This is a genomic window from Streptomyces sp. CT34 (genome assembly GCF_000805335.1).
In the GTDB taxonomy this organism is placed as follows: domain Bacteria; phylum Actinomycetota; class Actinomycetes; order Streptomycetales; family Streptomycetaceae; genus Streptomyces.
Genome location: NZ_KN708638.1, coordinates 4,760,671 through 4,778,098, shown reverse-complemented (window position 1 = coordinate 4,778,098; position 17,428 = coordinate 4,760,671). Strand labels below are relative to the sequence as shown.

At 72.1% G+C, this 17,428-nt stretch carries 18 protein-coding genes and 1 riboswitch; of the genes, 14 read left to right on the top strand and 4 right to left on the bottom strand.

What is annotated here, in order from left to right; all coding sequences use genetic code 11:
* Positions 1–93 precede the first annotated feature (93 nt).
* On the bottom strand, positions 94–1,995 hold the full coding sequence (locus RZ84_RS20955) for an ABC transporter ATP-binding protein (RefSeq protein ID WP_078894704.1): 1,902 nt from the start codon (positions 1,993–1,995) through the stop codon (positions 94–96).
* Between the two features lie 128 nt (positions 1,996–2,123).
* Positions 2,124–3,857 carry an ABC transporter ATP-binding protein gene (locus RZ84_RS20950; protein WP_043265578.1) on the bottom strand — a complete coding sequence of 578 codons (1,734 nt, stop codon included), beginning with the start codon at positions 3,855–3,857 and terminating at the stop codon, positions 2,124–2,126.
* Positions 3,858–4,043: 186 nt separating this feature from the next.
* Here RZ84_RS20950 and RZ84_RS20945 point away from each other — a divergent pair, with 186 nt between their 5' ends.
* The 6 genes from RZ84_RS20945 to RZ84_RS20920 all read left to right on the top strand — a co-directional run bounded on the left by RZ84_RS20945 (position 4,044) and on the right by RZ84_RS20920 (position 8,598).
* A complete protein-coding gene (locus RZ84_RS20945) occupies positions 4,044–4,289 on the top strand; it encodes a MoaD/ThiS family protein (protein ID WP_043265577.1) in 246 nt (81 codons plus the stop codon).
* A gap of 10 nt (positions 4,290–4,299) precedes the next feature.
* Complete coding sequence (locus tag RZ84_RS20940; RefSeq protein WP_043265576.1) at positions 4,300–5,523, top strand: membrane protein; 1,224 nt, start codon at positions 4,300–4,302, stop codon at positions 5,521–5,523.
* A 234-nt stretch (positions 5,524–5,757) separates the two neighbouring features.
* Positions 5,758–6,459, top strand: a complete 702-nt coding sequence (locus RZ84_RS20935; protein ID WP_043265575.1) for an LmeA family phospholipid-binding protein — start codon at positions 5,758–5,760, stop codon at positions 6,457–6,459.
* Between the two features lie 488 nt (positions 6,460–6,947).
* A complete protein-coding gene (locus RZ84_RS20930) occupies positions 6,948–7,793 on the top strand; it encodes a sulfurtransferase (protein ID WP_043265574.1) in 846 nt (281 codons plus the stop codon).
* A gap of 41 nt (positions 7,794–7,834) precedes the next feature.
* Complete coding sequence (locus tag RZ84_RS20925) at positions 7,835–8,122, top strand: DUF1416 domain-containing protein (protein ID WP_016579053.1); 288 nt, start codon at positions 7,835–7,837, stop codon at positions 8,120–8,122.
* Between the two features lie 176 nt (positions 8,123–8,298).
* The gene (locus RZ84_RS20920) at positions 8,299–8,598 is read left to right on the top strand and encodes a DUF3099 domain-containing protein (RefSeq protein WP_078894023.1); all 300 of its coding nucleotides are present in this window, start codon (positions 8,299–8,301) and stop codon (positions 8,596–8,598) included.
* A 48-nt stretch (positions 8,599–8,646) separates the two neighbouring features.
* Here RZ84_RS20920 and RZ84_RS20915 read toward each other — a convergent pair whose 3' ends face one another.
* The gene (locus tag RZ84_RS20915) at positions 8,647–9,012 is read right to left on the bottom strand and encodes a DsrE family protein (protein WP_043265573.1); all 366 of its coding nucleotides are present in this window, start codon (positions 9,010–9,012) and stop codon (positions 8,647–8,649) included.
* A gap of 321 nt (positions 9,013–9,333) precedes the next feature.
* Here RZ84_RS20915 and RZ84_RS20905 point away from each other — a divergent pair, with 321 nt between their 5' ends.
* The 6 genes from RZ84_RS20905 to RZ84_RS20880 all read left to right on the top strand — a co-directional run bounded on the left by RZ84_RS20905 (position 9,334) and on the right by RZ84_RS20880 (position 14,688).
* Positions 9,334–9,921: a heme-binding beta-barrel domain-containing protein gene (locus tag RZ84_RS20905; RefSeq protein WP_043265572.1), complete on the top strand. Its 588-nt coding sequence runs from the start codon at positions 9,334–9,336 to the stop codon at positions 9,919–9,921.
* 20 nt (positions 9,922–9,941) lie between these two features.
* Positions 9,942–10,070, top strand: a riboswitch (cobalamin riboswitch).
* 107 nt (positions 10,071–10,177) lie between these two features.
* Complete coding sequence (locus RZ84_RS20900) at positions 10,178–11,221, top strand: FecCD family ABC transporter permease (protein ID WP_043265571.1); 1,044 nt, start codon at positions 10,178–10,180, stop codon at positions 11,219–11,221.
* Positions 11,221–12,072, top strand: coding sequence for an ABC transporter ATP-binding protein (locus tag RZ84_RS20895; RefSeq protein WP_043265570.1), 852 nt, complete (start codon positions 11,221–11,223; stop codon positions 12,070–12,072). The genes RZ84_RS20900 and RZ84_RS20895 overlap by 1 nt, the downstream gene beginning before the upstream one ends.
* Before the next feature lie 8 nt (positions 12,073–12,080).
* Complete coding sequence (locus RZ84_RS20890) at positions 12,081–13,100, top strand: ABC transporter substrate-binding protein (protein ID WP_043265569.1); 1,020 nt, start codon at positions 12,081–12,083, stop codon at positions 13,098–13,100.
* Between the two features lie 21 nt (positions 13,101–13,121).
* Complete coding sequence (locus RZ84_RS20885) at positions 13,122–13,676, top strand: Fur family transcriptional regulator (RefSeq protein WP_078894021.1); 555 nt, start codon at positions 13,122–13,124, stop codon at positions 13,674–13,676.
* A gap of 31 nt (positions 13,677–13,707) precedes the next feature.
* Positions 13,708–14,688 carry a CAF17-like 4Fe-4S cluster assembly/insertion protein YgfZ gene (locus RZ84_RS20880; protein ID WP_043265568.1) on the top strand — a complete coding sequence of 327 codons (981 nt, stop codon included), beginning with the start codon at positions 13,708–13,710 and terminating at the stop codon, positions 14,686–14,688.
* Positions 14,689–14,855: 167 nt separating this feature from the next.
* Here the strand turns inward: RZ84_RS20880 and dtd are convergent, their stop codons facing one another.
* Entirely contained in the window at positions 14,856–15,281 is a 426-nt protein-coding gene (gene dtd / locus RZ84_RS20875) for a D-aminoacyl-tRNA deacylase (protein ID WP_043265567.1), read from the bottom strand.
* Positions 15,282–15,455: 174 nt separating this feature from the next.
* Between dtd and RZ84_RS20870 the strand changes: the two genes are divergently transcribed.
* Both RZ84_RS20870 and RZ84_RS20865 read left to right on the top strand, forming a co-directional pair.
* Positions 15,456–16,220: an RsiG family protein gene (locus RZ84_RS20870; protein ID WP_078894019.1), complete on the top strand. Its 765-nt coding sequence runs from the start codon at positions 15,456–15,458 to the stop codon at positions 16,218–16,220.
* Positions 16,221–16,274: 54 nt separating this feature from the next.
* Entirely contained in the window at positions 16,275–17,291 is a 1,017-nt protein-coding gene (locus RZ84_RS20865; protein ID WP_043265565.1) for an asparaginase, read from the top strand.
* Positions 17,292–17,428 lie beyond the last annotated feature (137 nt).

Sequence of the window (17,428 nt, the reverse complement as noted above, 5' to 3'; positions counted from 1 at the left end):
GGACCGCGCCGGGTACGGCGATCGCCGCCGACCCGGCGGGGGTTCGGCGGCGATCACGCGCACGGCGGGCGGCGGCGCGCACGCTGCTGCGGGTCACTCGGTCTCCGCCACCGCCTCCGCGAACTGCGCCGCGTACAGCCGGGCGTAGGCGCCGCCGGCCGCCAACAGGGCGTCGTGCGAGCCCTGTTCGACGATCGCGCCGTTCTCCATCACCAGGATGACGTCCGCGTCGCGGATGGTGGAGAGCCGGTGCGCGATGACGAAACTGGTGCGGCCGGTGCGGAGTTGGGCCATCGCGTGCTGGATGAGGACCTCGGTGCGGGTGTCGACCGAGCTGGTGGCCTCGTCCAGGACGAGGATGGCCGGCTCGGCGAGGAACGCCCGCGCGATGGTGATCAGTTGCTTCTCGCCGACCGAGACATTGCCGCCCTCCTCGTCGATGACGGTGTCGTAGCCGTCCGGCAGGGTGCGCACGAACCGGTCGACGTGGGTGGCCCGGGCAGCCTCGACGACCTTGTCGAGGGAGGTGCCCTCGGGGGCGCCGTAGGCGATGTTCTCGGCGATGGTGCCGCCGAACAGCCAGGTGTCCTGGAGGACCATGCCGATGTTGCCGCGCAGCTCCTCGCGGGACATCCCGGCGATGTCCACCCCGTCCAGGGTGATCCGGCCGCCGCTGACCTCGTAGAACCGCATCAGCAGGTTGACCAGGGTGGTCTTGCCCGCGCCGGTCGGGCCGACGATCGCGACGGTCTGGCCGGGGTGGACGGCCAGCGAGAGACCGTCGATGAGCGGCTTGTTCTCGTCGTAGCGGAAGGACACGTCCTCGAAGGCGACCCGGCCCCGGACCTCGTCGGGGCGGGCCGGCCGCTCGGGGTCCGGGTCCTGCTCCCGGGCGTCGAGGAGTTCGAAGACCCGCTCGGCGGAGGCGACGCCGGACTGGACCAGGTTGGCCATCGAGGCGACCTGGGTCAGCGGCTGGCTGAACTGGCGGGAGTACTGGACGAACGCCTGCACATCACCGATGGACAGCGCGCCGGCGGCGACGCGGAGGCCGCCGACCACCGCCACCAGGACGTAGTTGAGGTTGCCGATGAACATCATCGCGGGCTGGATGATCCCGGAGATGAACTGGGCCCTGAACCCGGCCTCGTAGAGCGCCTCGTTCTGCTCGCGGAACAGCTCGGCGGACTCCCGCCGGCGGCCGAAGACCTTGACCAGCGAGTGGCCGGTGTACATCTCCTCGATGTGCGCGTTCAGCCTGCCGGTCGTCTTCCACTGCTGGACGAACTGCGGCTGGGCGCGCTTGCCGATCCTGGCCGCGACGAGGACCGAGACCGGCACGGTGACCAGCGCGACCAGCGCCAGCAGCGGCGAGATCCAGAACATCATGGCCAGCACGCCCAGGATCGTCAGCAGCGAGGTCACTATCTGGCTGAGGGTCTGCTGGAGCGTCTGCTGGATGTTGTCGATGTCGTTGGTCGCGCGGGAGAGCACCTCGCCGCGCTGCTGCCGGTCGAAGTAGCTCAGCGGCAGCCGGGCCAGCTTCTCCTCGACCTGCTCGCGCAGCCGGAAGACGGTGCGCTGCACGACCAGGGTGGCGATCCGGGCCTGGACGAAGCCGAAGAGCGCGGAGCCCGCGTAGATGAGGGTCACCCAGAGCAGGACGGTGCCGACGGCGCCGAAGTCGATGCCGTGGCCCGGGACCACCGGCATGGTGCCGAGCATGTCGGCGAGCCCGCCCTGACCGCGCGCCCGCAGCCAGTCGGCGGCCTGCGCCCTGGTGAGGCCGTCGGGCACCCGGGGGCCGATGACCCCCGCCACGATCAGGTCGGTGGCCCGGCCGAGGATCTTGGGCCCGACGACCGTCAGCGCCACGCTCAGGACGCCCAGCAGCAGCGCGACGGCCATGATCCCGCGCTCCGGCCGCATCTGGGCCAGCAGCCGCTTGCCGGAGCCCTTGAAGTTGAGGGACTTCTCGATCGGGCCGCTCATCATGCGGGCCATCGGGCCGCCGCCGGGGGCCGGGCCGCGCCGCGGGGCCGACGCCGGGGCCCCGTCGGGCGCCGCTGCGGGAGCCCCCTCGGCGGCCGTCCCCGTACCGGCCGCCCTCTTGTCCGCGGTGGTCACGCCGCCTCCTGCTCGGTGAGCTGGGAGAGCACGATCTCCCGGTAGGTCTCGTTGCCGGCCATCAGCTCGGCATGGGTACCGGTGCCGACGATCCGGCCCTCGTCGAGGACCACGATCCGGTCGGCACCGCGGATCGTCGCGACCCGCTGGGCGACGATCACCACGGTGGCCCGGCCCGTCTCACGGGACAGCGCGGCGCGCAGGGCCGCGTCCGTGGCGTAGTCCAGCGCCGAGAAGGAGTCGTCGAAGAGGTAGATCTCCGGCCAGCGGACCAGTGCCCGCGCGATGGCCAGGCGCTGCCGCTGGCCGCCGGAGACGTTGGAGCCGCCCTGCGCGATGGGCGCGGCCAGCCCGCCGTCCATCCGCTCGACGAACTCGCGGGCCTGGGCCACCTCCAGCGCGTGCCACAGCTCGTCGTCGGTCGCCTCCGGATTGCCGTACCGCAGATTGCTCGCGACCGTCCCGGAGAAGAGGTACGGCTTCTGTGGGACCAGGCCGATGAGGGTGGCCAGCGTCTCCTGGTCCAGGGTGCGGACGTCCTCGCCGTCCACCAGGACCGTGCCGCCGGTCGCGTCGAACAGCCGCGGTACCAGCCCGAGGAGGGTCGACTTGCCGGATCCGGTCGAGCCGATGACCGCGGTGGTCTCGCCGGGGCGGGCGAGCAGCGAGACGTCCCTGAGCACCGGCTGCTCGGCACCGGGGAAGCGGAACTCGACGTTGCGCAGCTCCAGTTCACCGTGCCGGCGCAGCGCGGTGACCGGGTTCGCGGGCGGGGTGACGCTGGAGTCGGTGGTCAGCACCTCCTGGATGCGCTCGGCGCAGACCTCCGCCCGCGGCAGCATCATCACCATGAACGTCGCCATCATGATCGACATCAGGATGTACATCAGGTAGCTGAGGAACGCGGTCAGTGCGCCGATCTGCATCCGACCGCTGTCGATGCGCAGTCCGCCGAACCACACCACGGCCACGCTGGAGAGGTTCACGATCAGCATGACCAGCGGGAACATCATCGACATCAGCCGCCCGGCGCGCAGCGACACGTCGAACAGATCGTGGTTGGCGGCGCCGAACCGCGCACGCTCGTGCCGGTCGCGGACGAAGGCGCGGATGACCCGGATACCGGTGATCTGCTCGCGCAGCACGCGGTTGACGGTGTCGATGCGGGTCTGCACCCCGCGGAACAGCGGACGCATCCGGCGCACGATCAGTGAGACGAGGATCCCGAGGACCGGGACGATGACCAGGAGGAGGGCCGACAGCGGCACGTCCTGGTTGAGCGCCATGAGGATGCCGCCGACGCACATGATCGGCGCCGAGACCATCATCGTGAAGGTCATCAGCACCAGCATCTGCACCTGCTGGACGTCATTGGTGGTGCGGGTGATCAGCGACGGCGCGCCGAACGTGCCCACTTCCCGCGCGGAGAAGGACTGCACCTGGTCGAAGACCGCGGCCCGGACGTCCCGGCCGAGCCCCATGGCCGTACGGGCGCCGAAGTAGACCGCGGTGACGGCGCACACGATCTGCAGGGCGGTCACCACGATCATGAATCCGCCGGTGCGGAGGATGTAGCCCGTGTCGCCCTTCACGACACCGTCGTCGATGATGTCGGCGTTGAGGGTGGGCAGATAGAGGGTTGCCAACGTCTGGATCAGCTGGAGCAGGACGATCAGGGATATCGAGCGCCTGTAGGGCCGCAGATGCGCCCGCGCGAGTCGGACCAACACATCCGGGAGCCTATGCGAACACTTGCCCTCGGCAACCGAATTTCTCCGATGTATGCCGGAAACGCCGTGACGCGCGGACGGCCTTCGCCGGAACTTGCCCGCATCCGGACCGGCCGCCGCGTAGGCCATCATGGAGGCGGCAAGAGCCCCCGACACGAAGAGGCCGCCGTGACAACAACAGGCACCGTGCGCTACTGGGCCGCGGCCAAGGCCGCCGCCGGTACGGCAGAGGAGCCGTACGCGGCGGCGACGCTCGCCGAGGCGCTCGACGCGGCCCGGCGAGCGCATGCCGCGAACCCGGAGTTCGCGCGCGTCCTGCTGCGCTGTTCCTTCCTGGTGGACGGCGTTCAGGTCGGCACCCGCGACCACGCGGACGTGCCGCTGCCCCAGGGCGGCACCGTCGAGGTCCTGCCGCCGTTCGCCGGAGGATGAGCACCCGATCATGAGCGACAACCAGCCGCAGCACCCCGAGCAGTACCCGTACGACCCGTACGCCCACCCGTCACCGCCCCCGCTACGCGGCGACACCCCCCGCTACGCTCCCCCGTCACCCGACAATCGCCCCCCGACGACCCCGCTGCGCGGCGACAACTCCCGCTACGCACCCCAGCCCCCGCACCCCGGGTACGACCCGCAGCGGATCTACGGCGACCCGTACGGGCACCAGCCGTACGACGCCTACGTCCAGCAGCCGCCACGGCATCAGCCGCAGCAGCCCTACGGCTACGGCGGTCCCGACCCGTACGCGCAGCCGCACCAGGCCCCCTACGTGCCGGACCCGTACGCCACGCAGGTCCCACCCCAGCACCAGACCACGGTCACCGCCGCCATGACACCGGCCGGCCCCGCACAGACCGGGCCCGCACCGGCCGCCACCACCGCCCGCGACGCACCCGTCACCACCGCGCCGCTCAAGCCCCACCAGATCGCCCGCGCCGAGGGCCGCTCGCCGATCATCCCGCCCGGTATCCAGCCGGCCGCGCTCACCGCCCTGCTCGCGCTGCTGATCGCGGTGGCCGCGCCGGTCGCCCGCCCGGCGCTCCTCGTGCCGGTGGTGCTGCTCCAGGCCGTCACCGCCGCCGGCTGGTTCCGGCTGAACGGCATGTGGCCCGCCCGCCAGGGCATCGCGCTAGCCTTCCTCGGCGGTGTGACCACCGATGTCGCGCTGCTGGCGACGCCCCGTGAGGACGCGCCGCTGGTGGCCCTCGGCACGCTCGGCGTGTGGTGCCTGCTGGTGCTCGTCCTCCAGCTGCGCAACCGCAGCAGCGCGGACGAGCGGATGTACGCGCTCACCGCGGGCCTGACCTCGTCCGCGCTGGTGGTGCTCGCCTCCGGCCAGCTGGCCGCCGATCCGGACGCGGTGGTGGTCGGCGCCGCCGCGGTCGCGCTGGCCGCCCTCGCCCGCGCGGTGCCGCTGCCCTCCGTGCTGTCCCTCGTCATCGCCCTGCTGGCCGCGGCCGGCGCCGGCATCGCGGCCGGGCAGCTGACCGGGCTGGGACCGTCCGGCGCCGTGCTGGGCCTGGCGGCCGGCGGCTGCGCCCTGATCGGCCTGCGGGTGGCCAGCTACGACTACCCCTCCCGCTTCGTCCACATGACGGCCGGCGTCGCCCTGCCGCTGGCCCTCGCGGCACCCGCGGTGTACGTCCTCGGGCGCGCCCTGGGCTGACCCCCGGCCGTACGGCCGGCCCACAGGCCCCGTACCCCGCGGGCCCCGTACCCCGCGCACACCTCGGCGGCCGTGCCGAGCGCACCATTCCGCGCTCGGCACGGCCGCCGCTCCCGTTACGCCGATCGGGTCGTCTAGGGTGCCGGGAAGCGCGGGCCGGGGGGTCTGCGTAGACGGAGTAGACGCAACGGCCGGGGCGACCGGCCCAACTGTCATATGTGGGGTAGTGGTTCGATGCGCGCACTCAAGGTGCTGCTGGTCCTCGTCATCATATTCGGGGGGCTGTTCGTGGCCGCCGACCGCGTCGCGGTCAATATCGCCGAGGGCAAGGCCGCGGACAAGCTCCGCAACATGCAGGGGATCTCCTCGACCCCCGACGTCTCCATCAAGGGCTTCCCGTTCCTGACCCAGGTCGCCGGCCGCAACCTCCAGGAGGTCGACGCCGACCTCGACCACCTCGCGGCCAAGTCCGCGGGCCGCACGCTGACCCTCAAGCATCTGTCGGCGCAGTTCCACGACGTCGCGCTGACCAGCGACTACTCCTCCATCGAGAGTGCCGGCTCGGCCACCGCCACCGCCGAGATCAGCTTCGCGGACCTGACCAACGCGGCGGGTGGCGGCGTCAAGATCGGCTACGGCGGCGAGAAGAACGGCCGCGCCCAGGTCAAGATCTCGCCCAACGTCCCGATCCTCAACTCGCTGGACGTCACCGGCTCGATCAACATCGTCCACGGCGACTCCGTGCAGGTGCGCGCCGACGGCATCCCGGCGATGTGCCGGGCCATCCCCGGCTGCGAGAAGTCGGTCCGCTCGCAGACCGACCACGCCTGGAAGCTGGACCAGCTGCCCGGCAACCTGAAGCTGGACAAGGTGACCACGACCGCGCAGGGCATCACCGTCACCGCGTCCGGCACCAACGTCAAGCTCACCGGCTGACCCGCCCGTACGGGTGGCGGACCGCCCCACCGGACCGCCACCCGTCCACACCCTGAGACACCCCGGTCCGCAGGCCAGACCCCCCACCTGCACCGACCCCCCGCGTGGCGGTTCCCGCCCGCGCCCGCGGCATGCGTGTCCCGCATCGCGGACAATCACATCTCGCCATATGACACACCGGTGACATGCCCCGCTCTCCGTCCCTACGATCGGTGCCATGCAGAGCGCATTGAGCGGTCTCCGTCCACGGGGACAGGCGGTACTCACGAAGCGGCGGGCAGTCGACCTGTGCCGCGTCGCCGCCATGCTCTGTCGCCCTGCCTGACGGGCCGTCTGCTCCCGTCGTCAGCCGGCCGGCCCGCCCCCAGAGGCCGTCCCCCTCACGAATCCCGCACAGCGCCGCGTGCCCCTGGCCACGCCGCGCTCCCTCGGGAGTACCCGTGCGCACCCCTCAACCCGCCCCCGCAACTGCCCCGGAGGAGAAGAACATGAGCCGCAGCGACGTCCTCGTAGACGCCGACTGGGTCGAGGCCCACATCGACGACCCCAAGGTCGTCCTCGTCGAGGTCGACGAGGACACCTCGGCCTACGACAAGAACCACATCAAGAACGCCGTCCGGATCGACTGGAAGAAGGACCTCCAGGACCCGGTGCGCCGCGACTTCGTGGACCAGGCGGGCTTCGAGAAGCTGCTGTCCGCCAAGGGCATCGCCAACGACGACACCGTCATCCTCTACGGCGGCAACAACAACTGGTTCGCGTCCTACGCCTACTGGTACTTCAAGCTCTACGGCCACGACAGCGTCAAGCTGCTCGACGGCGGTCGCAAGAAGTGGGAGCTGGACTCCCGCGACCTGGTCGACGGCGCGCAGGTGCCGCAGCGCCCCGCCACCGAGTACAAGGCCAAGGCCCAGGACACCTCGATCCGTGCCTTCCGTGACGACGTGGTCGCCGCGATCGGCGACAAGAACCTGGTCGACGTCCGCTCGCCCGACGAGTTCAGCGGCAAGCTGCTCGCGCCCGCCCACCTCCCGCAGGAGCAGTCGCAGCGCCCCGGCCACGTGCCCAGTGCCCGCAACATCCCGTGGTCGAAGAACGCCAACGACGACGGCACCTTCAAGTCCGACGAGGAGCTGAAGGCCCTCTACGAGGAGGAGTCCGTCGACCTCGCGAAGGACACCATCGCCTACTGCCGCATCGGTGAGCGGTCCGCGCTCACCTGGTTCGTGCTGCACGAGCTGCTCGGCCAGAGCAACGTCAAGAACTACGACGGCTCCTGGACCGAGTACGGCTCGCTGGTCGGCGTCCCGATCGAGCTCGGCGCCAACAAGTAACCGAGAGAGCTTTCTCCCTTACCCCTCAAGGAAGTACCCCTATGTGTGGAGCACAGGCCGGCGGCCCCGACGCCTCGACGATCAAGCCCGGTGAGACCACGATCCAGGGCAGCGTGACCCGCGACGGCGAGCCCGTCACCGGTTACGTCCGACTCCTGGACAGCACCGGCGAGTTCACCGCCGAGGTTCCCACCTCCGCGACCGGACAGTTCCGCTTCTACGCGGCCGAGGGCACCTGGACCGTGCGGGCGCTCGTCCCGGGCGGCACCGCGGACCGTACGGTCGTCGCCCAGAAGGGCGGACTGGCGGAGGTCGCCATCGCCGTCTGACGGCACGCGATGACGGATCCGGTCCACGGGTCCGCAAGGCCGGAGGGCCGCACTCCAGGGGTTTGGACGCCTTGGCTGGGGGTGCGGCCCTCCGCGCCGTCCCGGGACCGGTTCCCGGGCGGCTCGGCGGCCTTCCCGGGCTTCTTTCCGGACCGCCGCGGACTTACCGTGGACGTATGTACGCGCATGCGCACCGCCCGCTGACCGCACCGCAGCGCCGGCATCGCAGGTACTTCGTGATGATGGGCGTCTGCCTGGTGCTGTTCGTGCTGGCCTGGAGCGTGGTGCGGCTGTGGTCGGTGCCGGCCGCGGTGGCCATGTGCGTGGTCGCCATGGTCATCCCGCCCGTCGCCGCGGTCGTCGGCAACCGCCGGGAGCCCGGCGAGCGCTGGTGGGACGAGTGCGGCGACCCGGAGTCCGACCGCTGGTGGCGCGAGCTGGACGACCGGGACGACCAGCAGCGCCGGCAGCAGTAGCGGCAGCGGCGCAGGGCGCCGGTACGGGCACGCGCCCGGCGGGCCGGCTCAGTAGACGAGTGCCTGGACGCCGTCCGGCATGATCTCGCTGACGAAGACCTGGGCGCCCGAGATGCGTGCCCCGTCGATCAGGTCCTTCTGCTCGACGCCGCGCCGGGCCGCGCACTGCGTGCAGACGGTAATCGACCCGCCACCCGCCCGGATCCCGTCGATCAGCTCCGGCAGCGGCGCGGCGTGCGGCAGCTCGAACTCCGCCGCCTTCCCCGGCAGCGCGAACCACACCGACTCCCCGGTCAGCCACAGCGACACCTCGACACCGCTGGCCACCGCCACCGCCGCCACCGTGAACGCCTGCGAGCACCGCTCGGGCGCGTCCGCACCCGCCGTCACCTTGATCACGAGCTTCTTCGCCATGGGGAAAGACTAGGGTCTGCGGGGTGGGTCCGGGCCGGTCACGGGGCCGCACCGTGCGCGGTGGACCTCACAGCGCCGCGGTCGGCGGCGCCGACTAGACTCGCAGGCGGTCCGTATTACGTCACTCCGCCCAAGGAGCGCGCTCGTGCTTGAGGCAGTCTTCACCACCCTGCTCGTCCTGGTCGCCGTCGGCGTGATCGCCTTCGCCGGCCTGACCTGGAAGAAGCTGTACCAGGGCCAGCGCTGACCGACCGGCCACCCCGCCCTTCACGGGAGCGCCCCGCGCGCTCCCGCCGATCCCCTACCAGATCGCCTGAGCTCATGATCGAGATCCCGTCCGACCTGAACCCGTCCCTCGTGCCGCTGGCCTTCCTCCTCGGCCGCTGGGAGGGCGCGGGCGTCTCCGACTTCCCCGGCGCCGAGAAGTGCAACTTCGGCCAGGAGGTCACCTTCACCCACGACGGCCGCGACTTCCTCGAATACACCTCGCACAGCTGGGTGCTCGACAGCGAGGGCAAGAAGGTCCGCCCGCTGGAGAGCGAGACCGGCTACTGGCGCATCGACGCGGACCGCAAGGTCGAGGTCGTGATGATCCGCGACCAGGGCGTGGCCGAGGTCTGGTACGGCGAACTCGCCGACAAGAAGCCGCAGATCGACCTGGCCACCGATGCCGTCGCGCGCACCGCCGTCGCCGGCCCGTACAGCGGCGGCAAGCGGCTCTACGGCTACGTCAACAGCGACCTGATGTGGGTCGGCGAGAAGACCACCCCGGACGTGCCGCTGCGCCCGTACATGTCCGCGCACCTCAAGAAGGTCACCGACCTCAAGGAGTGGGCCGAGAGCCTGCCCGACGACATGCCGGACGGGGTCGCCTTCTTCCGCCCCGACGGCACGCCCTACGAGGGCTGACCGACACCACCCGCCACGGCCTGACCCATCGGGCAGGCCGTGGCCGCGCCCCGCGGGGGAAGTCCGGTGAGAGTCCGGCGCTGACCCGCAACGGTAAGCGGAAGCCCCTTCCGCAAGCCCGATCGCCCGCGGCGGCGCAGGATCCTGACAACTCGCCGTGGACTGCGAGGGGACGCCGCCCTGCCTCGCGCTCCGGGCCGCCGCTCCTTCCGTACGGGTCTCCGTACGCACGGCCCGAGCCGAAGGTGTGCGCCCCTTGGCACCTCCCGCCCGCACCACCCCTCTGGTGGCCGCCCTCGTCGTCGTCCTCATCGGCTCCGTTCTCTGCGGGGTCGGCCTCGGCGCCGCCGGCGTCGGCTGGCCGCAGGTGCTGCGCTATCTGGGCGCCGGGCTGACCGGCGGCACCATCCGCGCCGACGAGGTCTCCGCGTACACCATCGTCTGGGAGCTGCGCTTCCCCCGCGCCGTGCTCGCCGCGGTCGTCGGCGCCGGCCTCTCCGCCATCGGCGTCGCCGTCCAGGCACTGGTCCGCAACGCGCTCGCCGACCCCTTCGTCCTCGGCATCTCCTCCGGCGCGGCGGTCGGCGCCAACGCGGTCCTCCTCTTCGGGGCGCTGGCCGCGCTCGGCGTCTGGGCGCTGTCGGTGTCGGCCTTCGTCTCCGCACTGGCCGCCATGGCCCTGGTCTACGCCGCCGCCCGCACGGCCCACGGGCTGACCCCGCTGCGGCTGGTGCTCACCGGCACCGCGATGTACTACGGCTTCTCCGCGATCACCACGCTGATGGTGTTCACCGCCGACCGCGGCGAGGCGGCCCGCTCGGCGATGATGTGGCTGCTCGGCAGCCTGAGCGGGGCCGGCTGGGCCTCGGTGCCGATCGCCGCGGTCGCGGTCGCCGCGGCACTGGCCCACCTCTCGCTCTCCGCGGGCCGGCTGAACGCGCTGGCCATGGGCGACGAGACCGCCGCCGCGCTGGGCGTGGACGCCGGGCGGCTGCGCCGCGAACTGTTCGTGGCGGCCGCCGCGGTCACCGGCGCGGTGGTCGCGGTCAGCGGTGCGATCGGCTTCGTCGGGCTGATGGTGCCGCATGTGACCCGGATGCTGGTCGGCGCCGACCACCGCCGGGTGCTGGCCGTCGCCCCGCTGCTCGGCGCGGTGCTGCTGGTGTGGGTCGACCTGCTCTCGCGGGTGCTGCTGGCGCCGGTGGAACTGCCGGTCGGGGTCATCACCGCGGTCATCGGCGTGCCCTGCTTCGTGCTGCTGATGCGGCGGCGCGGCTACTCCTTCGGAGGCGGCGCCTGATGCGGATCGACATCACCGGCCTGTCGGTGGAGGTGGCCGGGCGGCGCCTGGTCCACGACATCGACCTCAGCGCCGACAGCGGCCGGCTCATCGGGCTCGTCGGCCCCAACGGCAGCGGGAAATCGACCCTGTTGCGCTGCGTCTACCGGGCGCTGCGCCCGGCGGCCGGGACCGTACGGCTGGACGGCAGCGACCTGCACGCCATGACCGCTCGCGAGGGCGCCCGGCTGCTGGCCGCGCTCCCCCAAGAGGCGGGCACCGACTTCGACTTCACCGCGGCCGAGGTCGTCGCGATGGGACGGCTGCCGCACCAGCGCGGCTCGGGCCGGGCGAGCGCCGCGGACACCGAGATCTGCGCACGGGCGCTGTCCCGGGTCGGCGCGGCCCACCTCGCGGGCCGCGGCTTCCTCGGCCTCTCCGGCGGCGAGAAGCAGCGCGTACTGATCGCCCGCGCGCTCGCCCAGGAACCGCGGGTGCTCGTCCTCGACGAACCCACCAACCACCTGGACATCGCCCAGCAGTTGGAGATCCTGGCGCTGGTCCGCGGCGGGGGCGCTCCCCCGACTACCGCTGCGGGGACCGCCGTCCGGACGGAGCCCAAGGAACGGCCGACCGTACTGACCGCGCTGCACGACCTCAACCTGGCCGCCGTGCACTGCGATGAGCTCTACGTCATCGCCGGCGGCCGGATCGCCGCCTCCGGGCCGCCGCACGACGTCCTCACGCCGGAGCTGCTGGCCGGCGTATTCGGCGTGCGCGCGCACCGCGTACGCCATCCCGAATCGGGCGCGCTCCAGCTGCTGTTCGACCGCCTGGACACGCCCCCGCCGCCGTCCCCGTCCCCGTCATGAGGAGCGTCATGCGCATCCGCCGCCCCGCCGCCCTGCTCGCCGTCCTCGCCCTCGCGCTCACCGGCTGCGGCGCGCATGTGGCTCCCGACACCGGCACCGCCGCTCACCGCTCCTCGGACGACTCTCCCGTCACCCTCACCAACTGCGGTACGCAGACGACCTATTCCCGCCCGCCGCGCCGGGTCGTCACCAACGACGTCGGCATCACCGAGATCATGTTCGCGCTCGGCCTGGAGGACCGGATGGCCGGCTACGTGATGCCCGACGACAAGGGCGATCTCACCCACGTCCCGTGGAAGGCCGCGTACGACAGGGTCCCCTGGCTGTCCAAGAAGGCCATCACCAAGGAGATGGCCCTGGACGCCCGTGCCGACCTGGTCTTCGCCGGCTGGAACTACGGCTTCGGCGAGGGCAACGGCCTGACCCCCGCCGCCCTGAAGAAGGTCGGTATCGACAGCTACGTCCTGACCGAGTCCTGCCGCAAGGGCCCCGCCGGGAGCGCCCGCGGGGTGATGCCGCCCCTGGAGGCGCTCTACACCGACCTGGCGGCGCTCGGAAAGCTCTTCCACGTCGAGGACCGCGCCAACGCCCTGATCACGCGGTACAAGGCCCAGGTCGCCGAGGCCGCCGCGAAGGCCCCCGCCCCCGCCGACCGCCCCTCCGTCTTCCTCTACGACGACGGCCGCGACAAGCCGCTGACCGCCGGCAAGTACGCCGGACCGCACGACATCATCACCAAGGCCGGCGGCGACCACGTCATGAAGGACCTCGAGAACTCCTGGACCACCGTCGGCTGGGAGACCGTCGTCGCCCGCGACCCCGACGTCATCGTCATCAACAACTACGGCGAGACCTCAGCCGCGCAGAAGAAGGCGTTCCTGGAGTCCTACCCGCCGCTCGCGAACGTCTCCGCGATCAGGCACCACCGGATCTACGTCATGGACTACGCCGACCTCGTCGAGAGCCCCCGCAACCCCACCGCCATCAGCGACCTCGCCCGCTATCTGCGGGGCGTGCACCCGCACTGACCGCCCTCCTACACTGGCCGTGTGGTGACCACCGACTGGCAGAGCGACCTCCGCAGGCGCGGGTACCGCCTGACCCCGCAGCGGCAACTCGTGCTGGAGGCGGTGGACAGACTGGAGCACGCCACCCCCGACGACATCCTCAACGAGGTGCGCAAGACCGCGGGCGGCATCAACATCTCCACCGTCTACCGCACCCTGGAGCTGCTGGAGGAACTGGACCTGGTCAGCCACGCCCACCTCGGGCACGGCGCCCCGACGTACCACCTCGCCGACCGGCACCACCACATCCACCTGGTGTGCCGGGACTGCACCGACGTCATCGAGGCCGATCTCTCGGTCGCCGAACCGTTCGCCGCCACGCTCCGCGAGCAGTTCGGCTTCGAGACGGACATGAAGCACTTCGCGATCTTCGGACGGTGCACGGACTGCGCCGCCAAGGCGGCCCGCCCCGCCCAGGACGACCGGCCGGCGCACGGCACCCGGCCCGCCCAGGGCACCCGGCCCGCCCAGGGCACCCGGCCCGCCCGGGACGCCCGGCCCGCGCACGGCGCCCGGCCCGCCCAGGGCGCCGGCTAGCGCCCGCGCTCCCTGGTCGTAGGCTGGCCCCATGCTGCGACCTTCATCCGCCAGCCCCCTGCTGTCGCTGCCCGGCGCCGTCCCCGCCGAGGCCCCCGACGAAGGCGTCGCCGCGCACTACGGCGACCTCTTCCGGGAGCAACGTGCGCTCGCCGACGGCTCCGGCTTCGTGGACCTCTCGCACCGCGGCGTGGTCACCGTCTCCGGCCCCGAGCGGCTGAGCTGGCTGCACCTGCTGCTCACCCAGCACGTCAGCGACCTGCCACCCGGCCAGGCCACCGAGGCGCTGATCCTCTCCGCGCACGGCCACATCGAGCACGCGCTCTACCTGGTCGACGACGGCGAGACGACCTGGATGCACACCGAGCCCGGCAACCAGGAGGCGCTGCTCGCCTACCTGGACAGCATGAAGTTCTTCTACCGCGTCGAGATCGCCGACCGCACCGGCGAGATCGCCGTGGTGCACCTGCCGGCCGGCTCCATCACCGACGCCCCCGAAGGCACCGTCGTCCGCGAAACCCCGCACGGCCGCGACCTCTTCCTCCCCCGCGAGCAGCTGGAGTCCTTCGCCGCCGCCAACGGCCCGGCGATCGGCATCCTGGCCATGGAGGCACTGCGCGTCGAGGCCCACCGCCCGCGGCTGGGCCTGGAGACCGACCACCGCACCATCCCGCACGAGCTGGGCTGGATCGGCGTCGCCGTGCACCTCCAGAAGGGCTGCTACCGCGGCCAGGAGACCGTCGCCCGGGTCCAGAACCTCGGCAAGCCGCCGCGCCGGCTGGTCTTCCTCCACCTGGACGGCAGCGAGGTCCATCTCCCGCCGCACGGCACGCCCGTACGGCTGGCCGCGGACGGCGAGGAGGGCCGCCAGCTCGGCTTCGTCACCACCTCGGCCCGCCACCACGAGCTCGGCCCGATCGCGCTGGCGCTGGTCAAGCGGAACGTACCGACCGACGCCCAGCTGCTGGCGGGCAGTACCGCGGCGGCCCAGGAGGTCGTCGTCGAGCCGTAGCGGCCGGCGCGGGAGGGGCGGACGGACCTCCGGAACCGGGTCGCGCGGCTCGCGAGCGGGGCGGGACTTCGGAGGCCGGGGTGGGGTGGGGTGGGGCCTGTCCGGCGAGTCGTAGCCGGGCCCCGGACCTCGTAGACCCCGCAGACCTCTCAGACCTCTCAGACCTCTCAGACCTCCAACAGCACCGTGAACGGACCGTCGTTGGTCAGCGACACCTTCATGTCCGCGCCGAACCGCCCGGTCTCCACCTGCGCACCGAGCGCCCGCAGCTGCGCCACGACCTCGTCGACCAGCGGTTCGGCGACCGGCCCGGGGGAGGCGGCGTGCCAGGTGGGACGGCGGCCCTTGCGGGCGTCACCGTAGAGAGTGAACTGGCTGATCACCAGCAGCGGCGACCCATTGTCCGAACAGGACTTCTCCCCCTGGAGAATCCGCAGCGACCACAGCTTGCGGGCGAGCTGCGCGGCCTTCTCCGGGGTGTCGTCATGCGTGACCCCCACCAGCACGCACAGCCCTTCTCCGACGATCTCGCCGACCGTCTCGCCCGCCACCACGACGCGCGCGCCATCCACTCTCTGCACCACAGCTCGCATACCCGCCATCATGCCGGGCGGCCCCGGGCCTCCGGGACGGGTACCCCCACAAGGGCCGTTCGGGTGCCATGGCCCTGCACATGGACCTCGCAGAGTGGCACGATGCGTGCACGCGGTGCGTTTCACGGACAACATGCCCTGGATGCGGCACCGGACGAGGGGACGGAACGATTCATGAGCACCATCGGCGCCGGACAGACACCCGGCCCCGTACCACCCGCCCGTACGACTCCCGGCGGAGCCACGCCATCCTCCGGCCGTACGGCGCCCGGCGACGCCACCCCGCCGTCCGGTCGTACGAGACCGACCGCCCCGGAGGCCCCGGCCGCCCCGACCACCACTACGACCCCGGCGCCGGCTCGCGGCGAGCCCGCCCGCACCAAGGATGGCCCCATGCTCCAGGCAGGCCAGGCGCAGCCACCCCGCCCTCCGCAGCAGCGCGACCGCTTCCGGCCGGCCGACACCCCGGAGCTGTCCGGCCTGGGCCTGCCCGAGCTCCGCATCGTGCGCCGCGACTCCCAGCAGGAAGAGGCCGACCTCAGCTATCTGCGGCGGCTGCTGCAGGGCCGGATCGACATCCTCCGGGCGGAGATCGCCCGCCGTACGGCGCCGCACTCGCCGGTCCTCGACCGGCTCCCGGAGATCCTCACGGACGTCCCGTCGCGGCAGCGCTCGTCGGCCCGGCATGTGACGCTCGGCACCCCGCACAGCGAGGAGTACCGGCGGCTGGCGGACGAGATGCTCGGCGAGGTCGAGCTGTCGGACCTCACGGCCCGAACGGACGACGAGCTGCACGACGCGATGGGGCGGCTGATCCGCTACGAGCGGCAGATCTCCCAGCGCCGTCAGTCCTTGCAGCGCACCACGGACGATTGCAGCGCCGAAATCGCCCGCAGGTACCGTGAAGGAGAAGCGCAAGTCGACGACCTGCTGTCCTGACCGGGCCACAAGCCTCCGGGGCGTGGGTCATGTCCCCTCCCCGGAAGGCCGCCGATGACCTCGTCCTCGCCCACCCCGATACCCGAGCCGTCGGTGCCGTCGGTGCCGGTCGTGCCGTCGGTGCCGGTCGTGCCGTCCCCGGTGCTCGCCGAGGTGTTTCGCTCCGGCTTCGTCGAGGGGCGGCACCGCGGCTCGCTGGTGGTGCTGGCGGCCGACGGCAGTGTGGACTGGTCCCTCGGCGATGTCACCGCGCCCGTCTTCCCGCGCTCCACGAACAAGCCCATGCAGGCCGCGGCCGTCCTGCGCGCGGGGCTCGACCTCTCCGGTGAGCGGCTCGCGCTGGCCGCCGCGAGCCACTCTGGAGAAACGTTCCATCTCGATCTCGTGCGCACCATGCTCGCCGAGAACGGCCTCGCCTCCGAGCACCTGCGGACGCCGCCGGACCTGCCGCTGGATCCGGAGGAGGCGGAGCGCTACCTCGCGGCGGGCAACGTCCGTGAGCGGCTCACGATGAACTGCTCCGGCAAGCACGCCGCGATGCTCGCCGCGTGCGCGCTGAACGGCTGGCCGCTGGACACGTACCTGGAGCAGGGGCACCCGCTCCAGCAGCTGATCCTCGACGTGGTGCGCACGGCCGGTGGCGAGGATGTCGCGCACATCGGTACCGACGGGTGCGGCGCGCCCCTGATGTCGCTGTCGCTCACCGGTCTGGCGCGAGCGTTCCGGTACTTCGTGTGCGCGGAGCCGGGGACGCCGGAGCGCCGGGTCGCCGATGCGATGCGGGCCCATCCCGAGTACGTCGCGGGGACGCGCCGGCCGGACACCTGGCTGATGCAGGCGCTGCCGGGCACCCTGTCCAAGATGGGCGCCGAGGCCGTTCAGGCGGTGGCCCTGCCCGATGGGCGGGCCCTCGCGTTCAAGATCGACGACGGTGCCACGCGCACGCTGGGGCCGGTGCTGGCCCGCGTCCTGCGCCGCCTGGGGATCGACGATCCGGTGCTGTCGCGCATCGAGGATGTGCCGCTGCATGGCGGGGGCATGCGCGTGGGGGAGATACGCGCGGCGTTCTGAGGGGCGCGCTTGCGGTTGGGCGGTGCCCGCGCGTGGCTGCCCCGTTCGCCCGGTGGGTGGGGCTGGCCTCGTTGCGGGTTCTGTGCGGTGGGTGGGGCTGGCGTGGCCTCGGTTGCTGCCGGTGGGTGGGGCTGGCC

Excerpts from the sequence above, each read along its gene's own strand:
- RZ84_RS20955 (WP_078894704.1), bottom strand. The coding sequence starts at position 1,995 with ATGATGAGCGGCCCGATCGAGAAGTCCCTCAACTTCAAGGGCTCCGGC.
- RZ84_RS20940 (WP_043265576.1), top strand. The coding sequence starts at position 4,300 with ATGAGCGACAACCAGCCGCAGCACCCCGAGCAGTACCCGTACGACCCG.
- RZ84_RS20935 (WP_043265575.1), top strand. The coding sequence starts at position 5,758 with ATGCGCGCACTCAAGGTGCTGCTGGTCCTCGTCATCATATTCGGGGGG.
- RZ84_RS20930 (WP_043265574.1), top strand. The coding sequence starts at position 6,948 with ATGAGCCGCAGCGACGTCCTCGTAGACGCCGACTGGGTCGAGGCCCAC.
- RZ84_RS20925 (WP_016579053.1), top strand. The coding sequence starts at position 7,835 with ATGTGTGGAGCACAGGCCGGCGGCCCCGACGCCTCGACGATCAAGCCC.
- RZ84_RS20920 (WP_078894023.1), top strand. The coding sequence starts at position 8,299 with ATGTACGCGCATGCGCACCGCCCGCTGACCGCACCGCAGCGCCGGCAT.
- RZ84_RS20915 (WP_043265573.1), bottom strand. The coding sequence starts at position 9,012 with ATGGCGAAGAAGCTCGTGATCAAGGTGACGGCGGGTGCGGACGCGCCC.
- RZ84_RS20905 (WP_043265572.1), top strand. The coding sequence starts at position 9,334 with ATGATCGAGATCCCGTCCGACCTGAACCCGTCCCTCGTGCCGCTGGCC.
- RZ84_RS20895 (WP_043265570.1), top strand. The coding sequence starts at position 11,221 with ATGCGGATCGACATCACCGGCCTGTCGGTGGAGGTGGCCGGGCGGCGC.
- RZ84_RS20890 (WP_043265569.1), top strand. The coding sequence starts at position 12,081 with ATGCGCATCCGCCGCCCCGCCGCCCTGCTCGCCGTCCTCGCCCTCGCG.
- RZ84_RS20880 (WP_043265568.1), top strand. The coding sequence starts at position 13,708 with ATGCTGCGACCTTCATCCGCCAGCCCCCTGCTGTCGCTGCCCGGCGCC.
- dtd (WP_043265567.1), bottom strand. The coding sequence starts at position 15,281 with ATGCGAGCTGTGGTGCAGAGAGTGGATGGCGCGCGCGTCGTGGTGGCG.
- RZ84_RS20870 (WP_078894019.1), top strand. The coding sequence starts at position 15,456 with ATGAGCACCATCGGCGCCGGACAGACACCCGGCCCCGTACCACCCGCC.
- RZ84_RS20865 (WP_043265565.1), top strand. The coding sequence starts at position 16,275 with ATGACCTCGTCCTCGCCCACCCCGATACCCGAGCCGTCGGTGCCGTCG.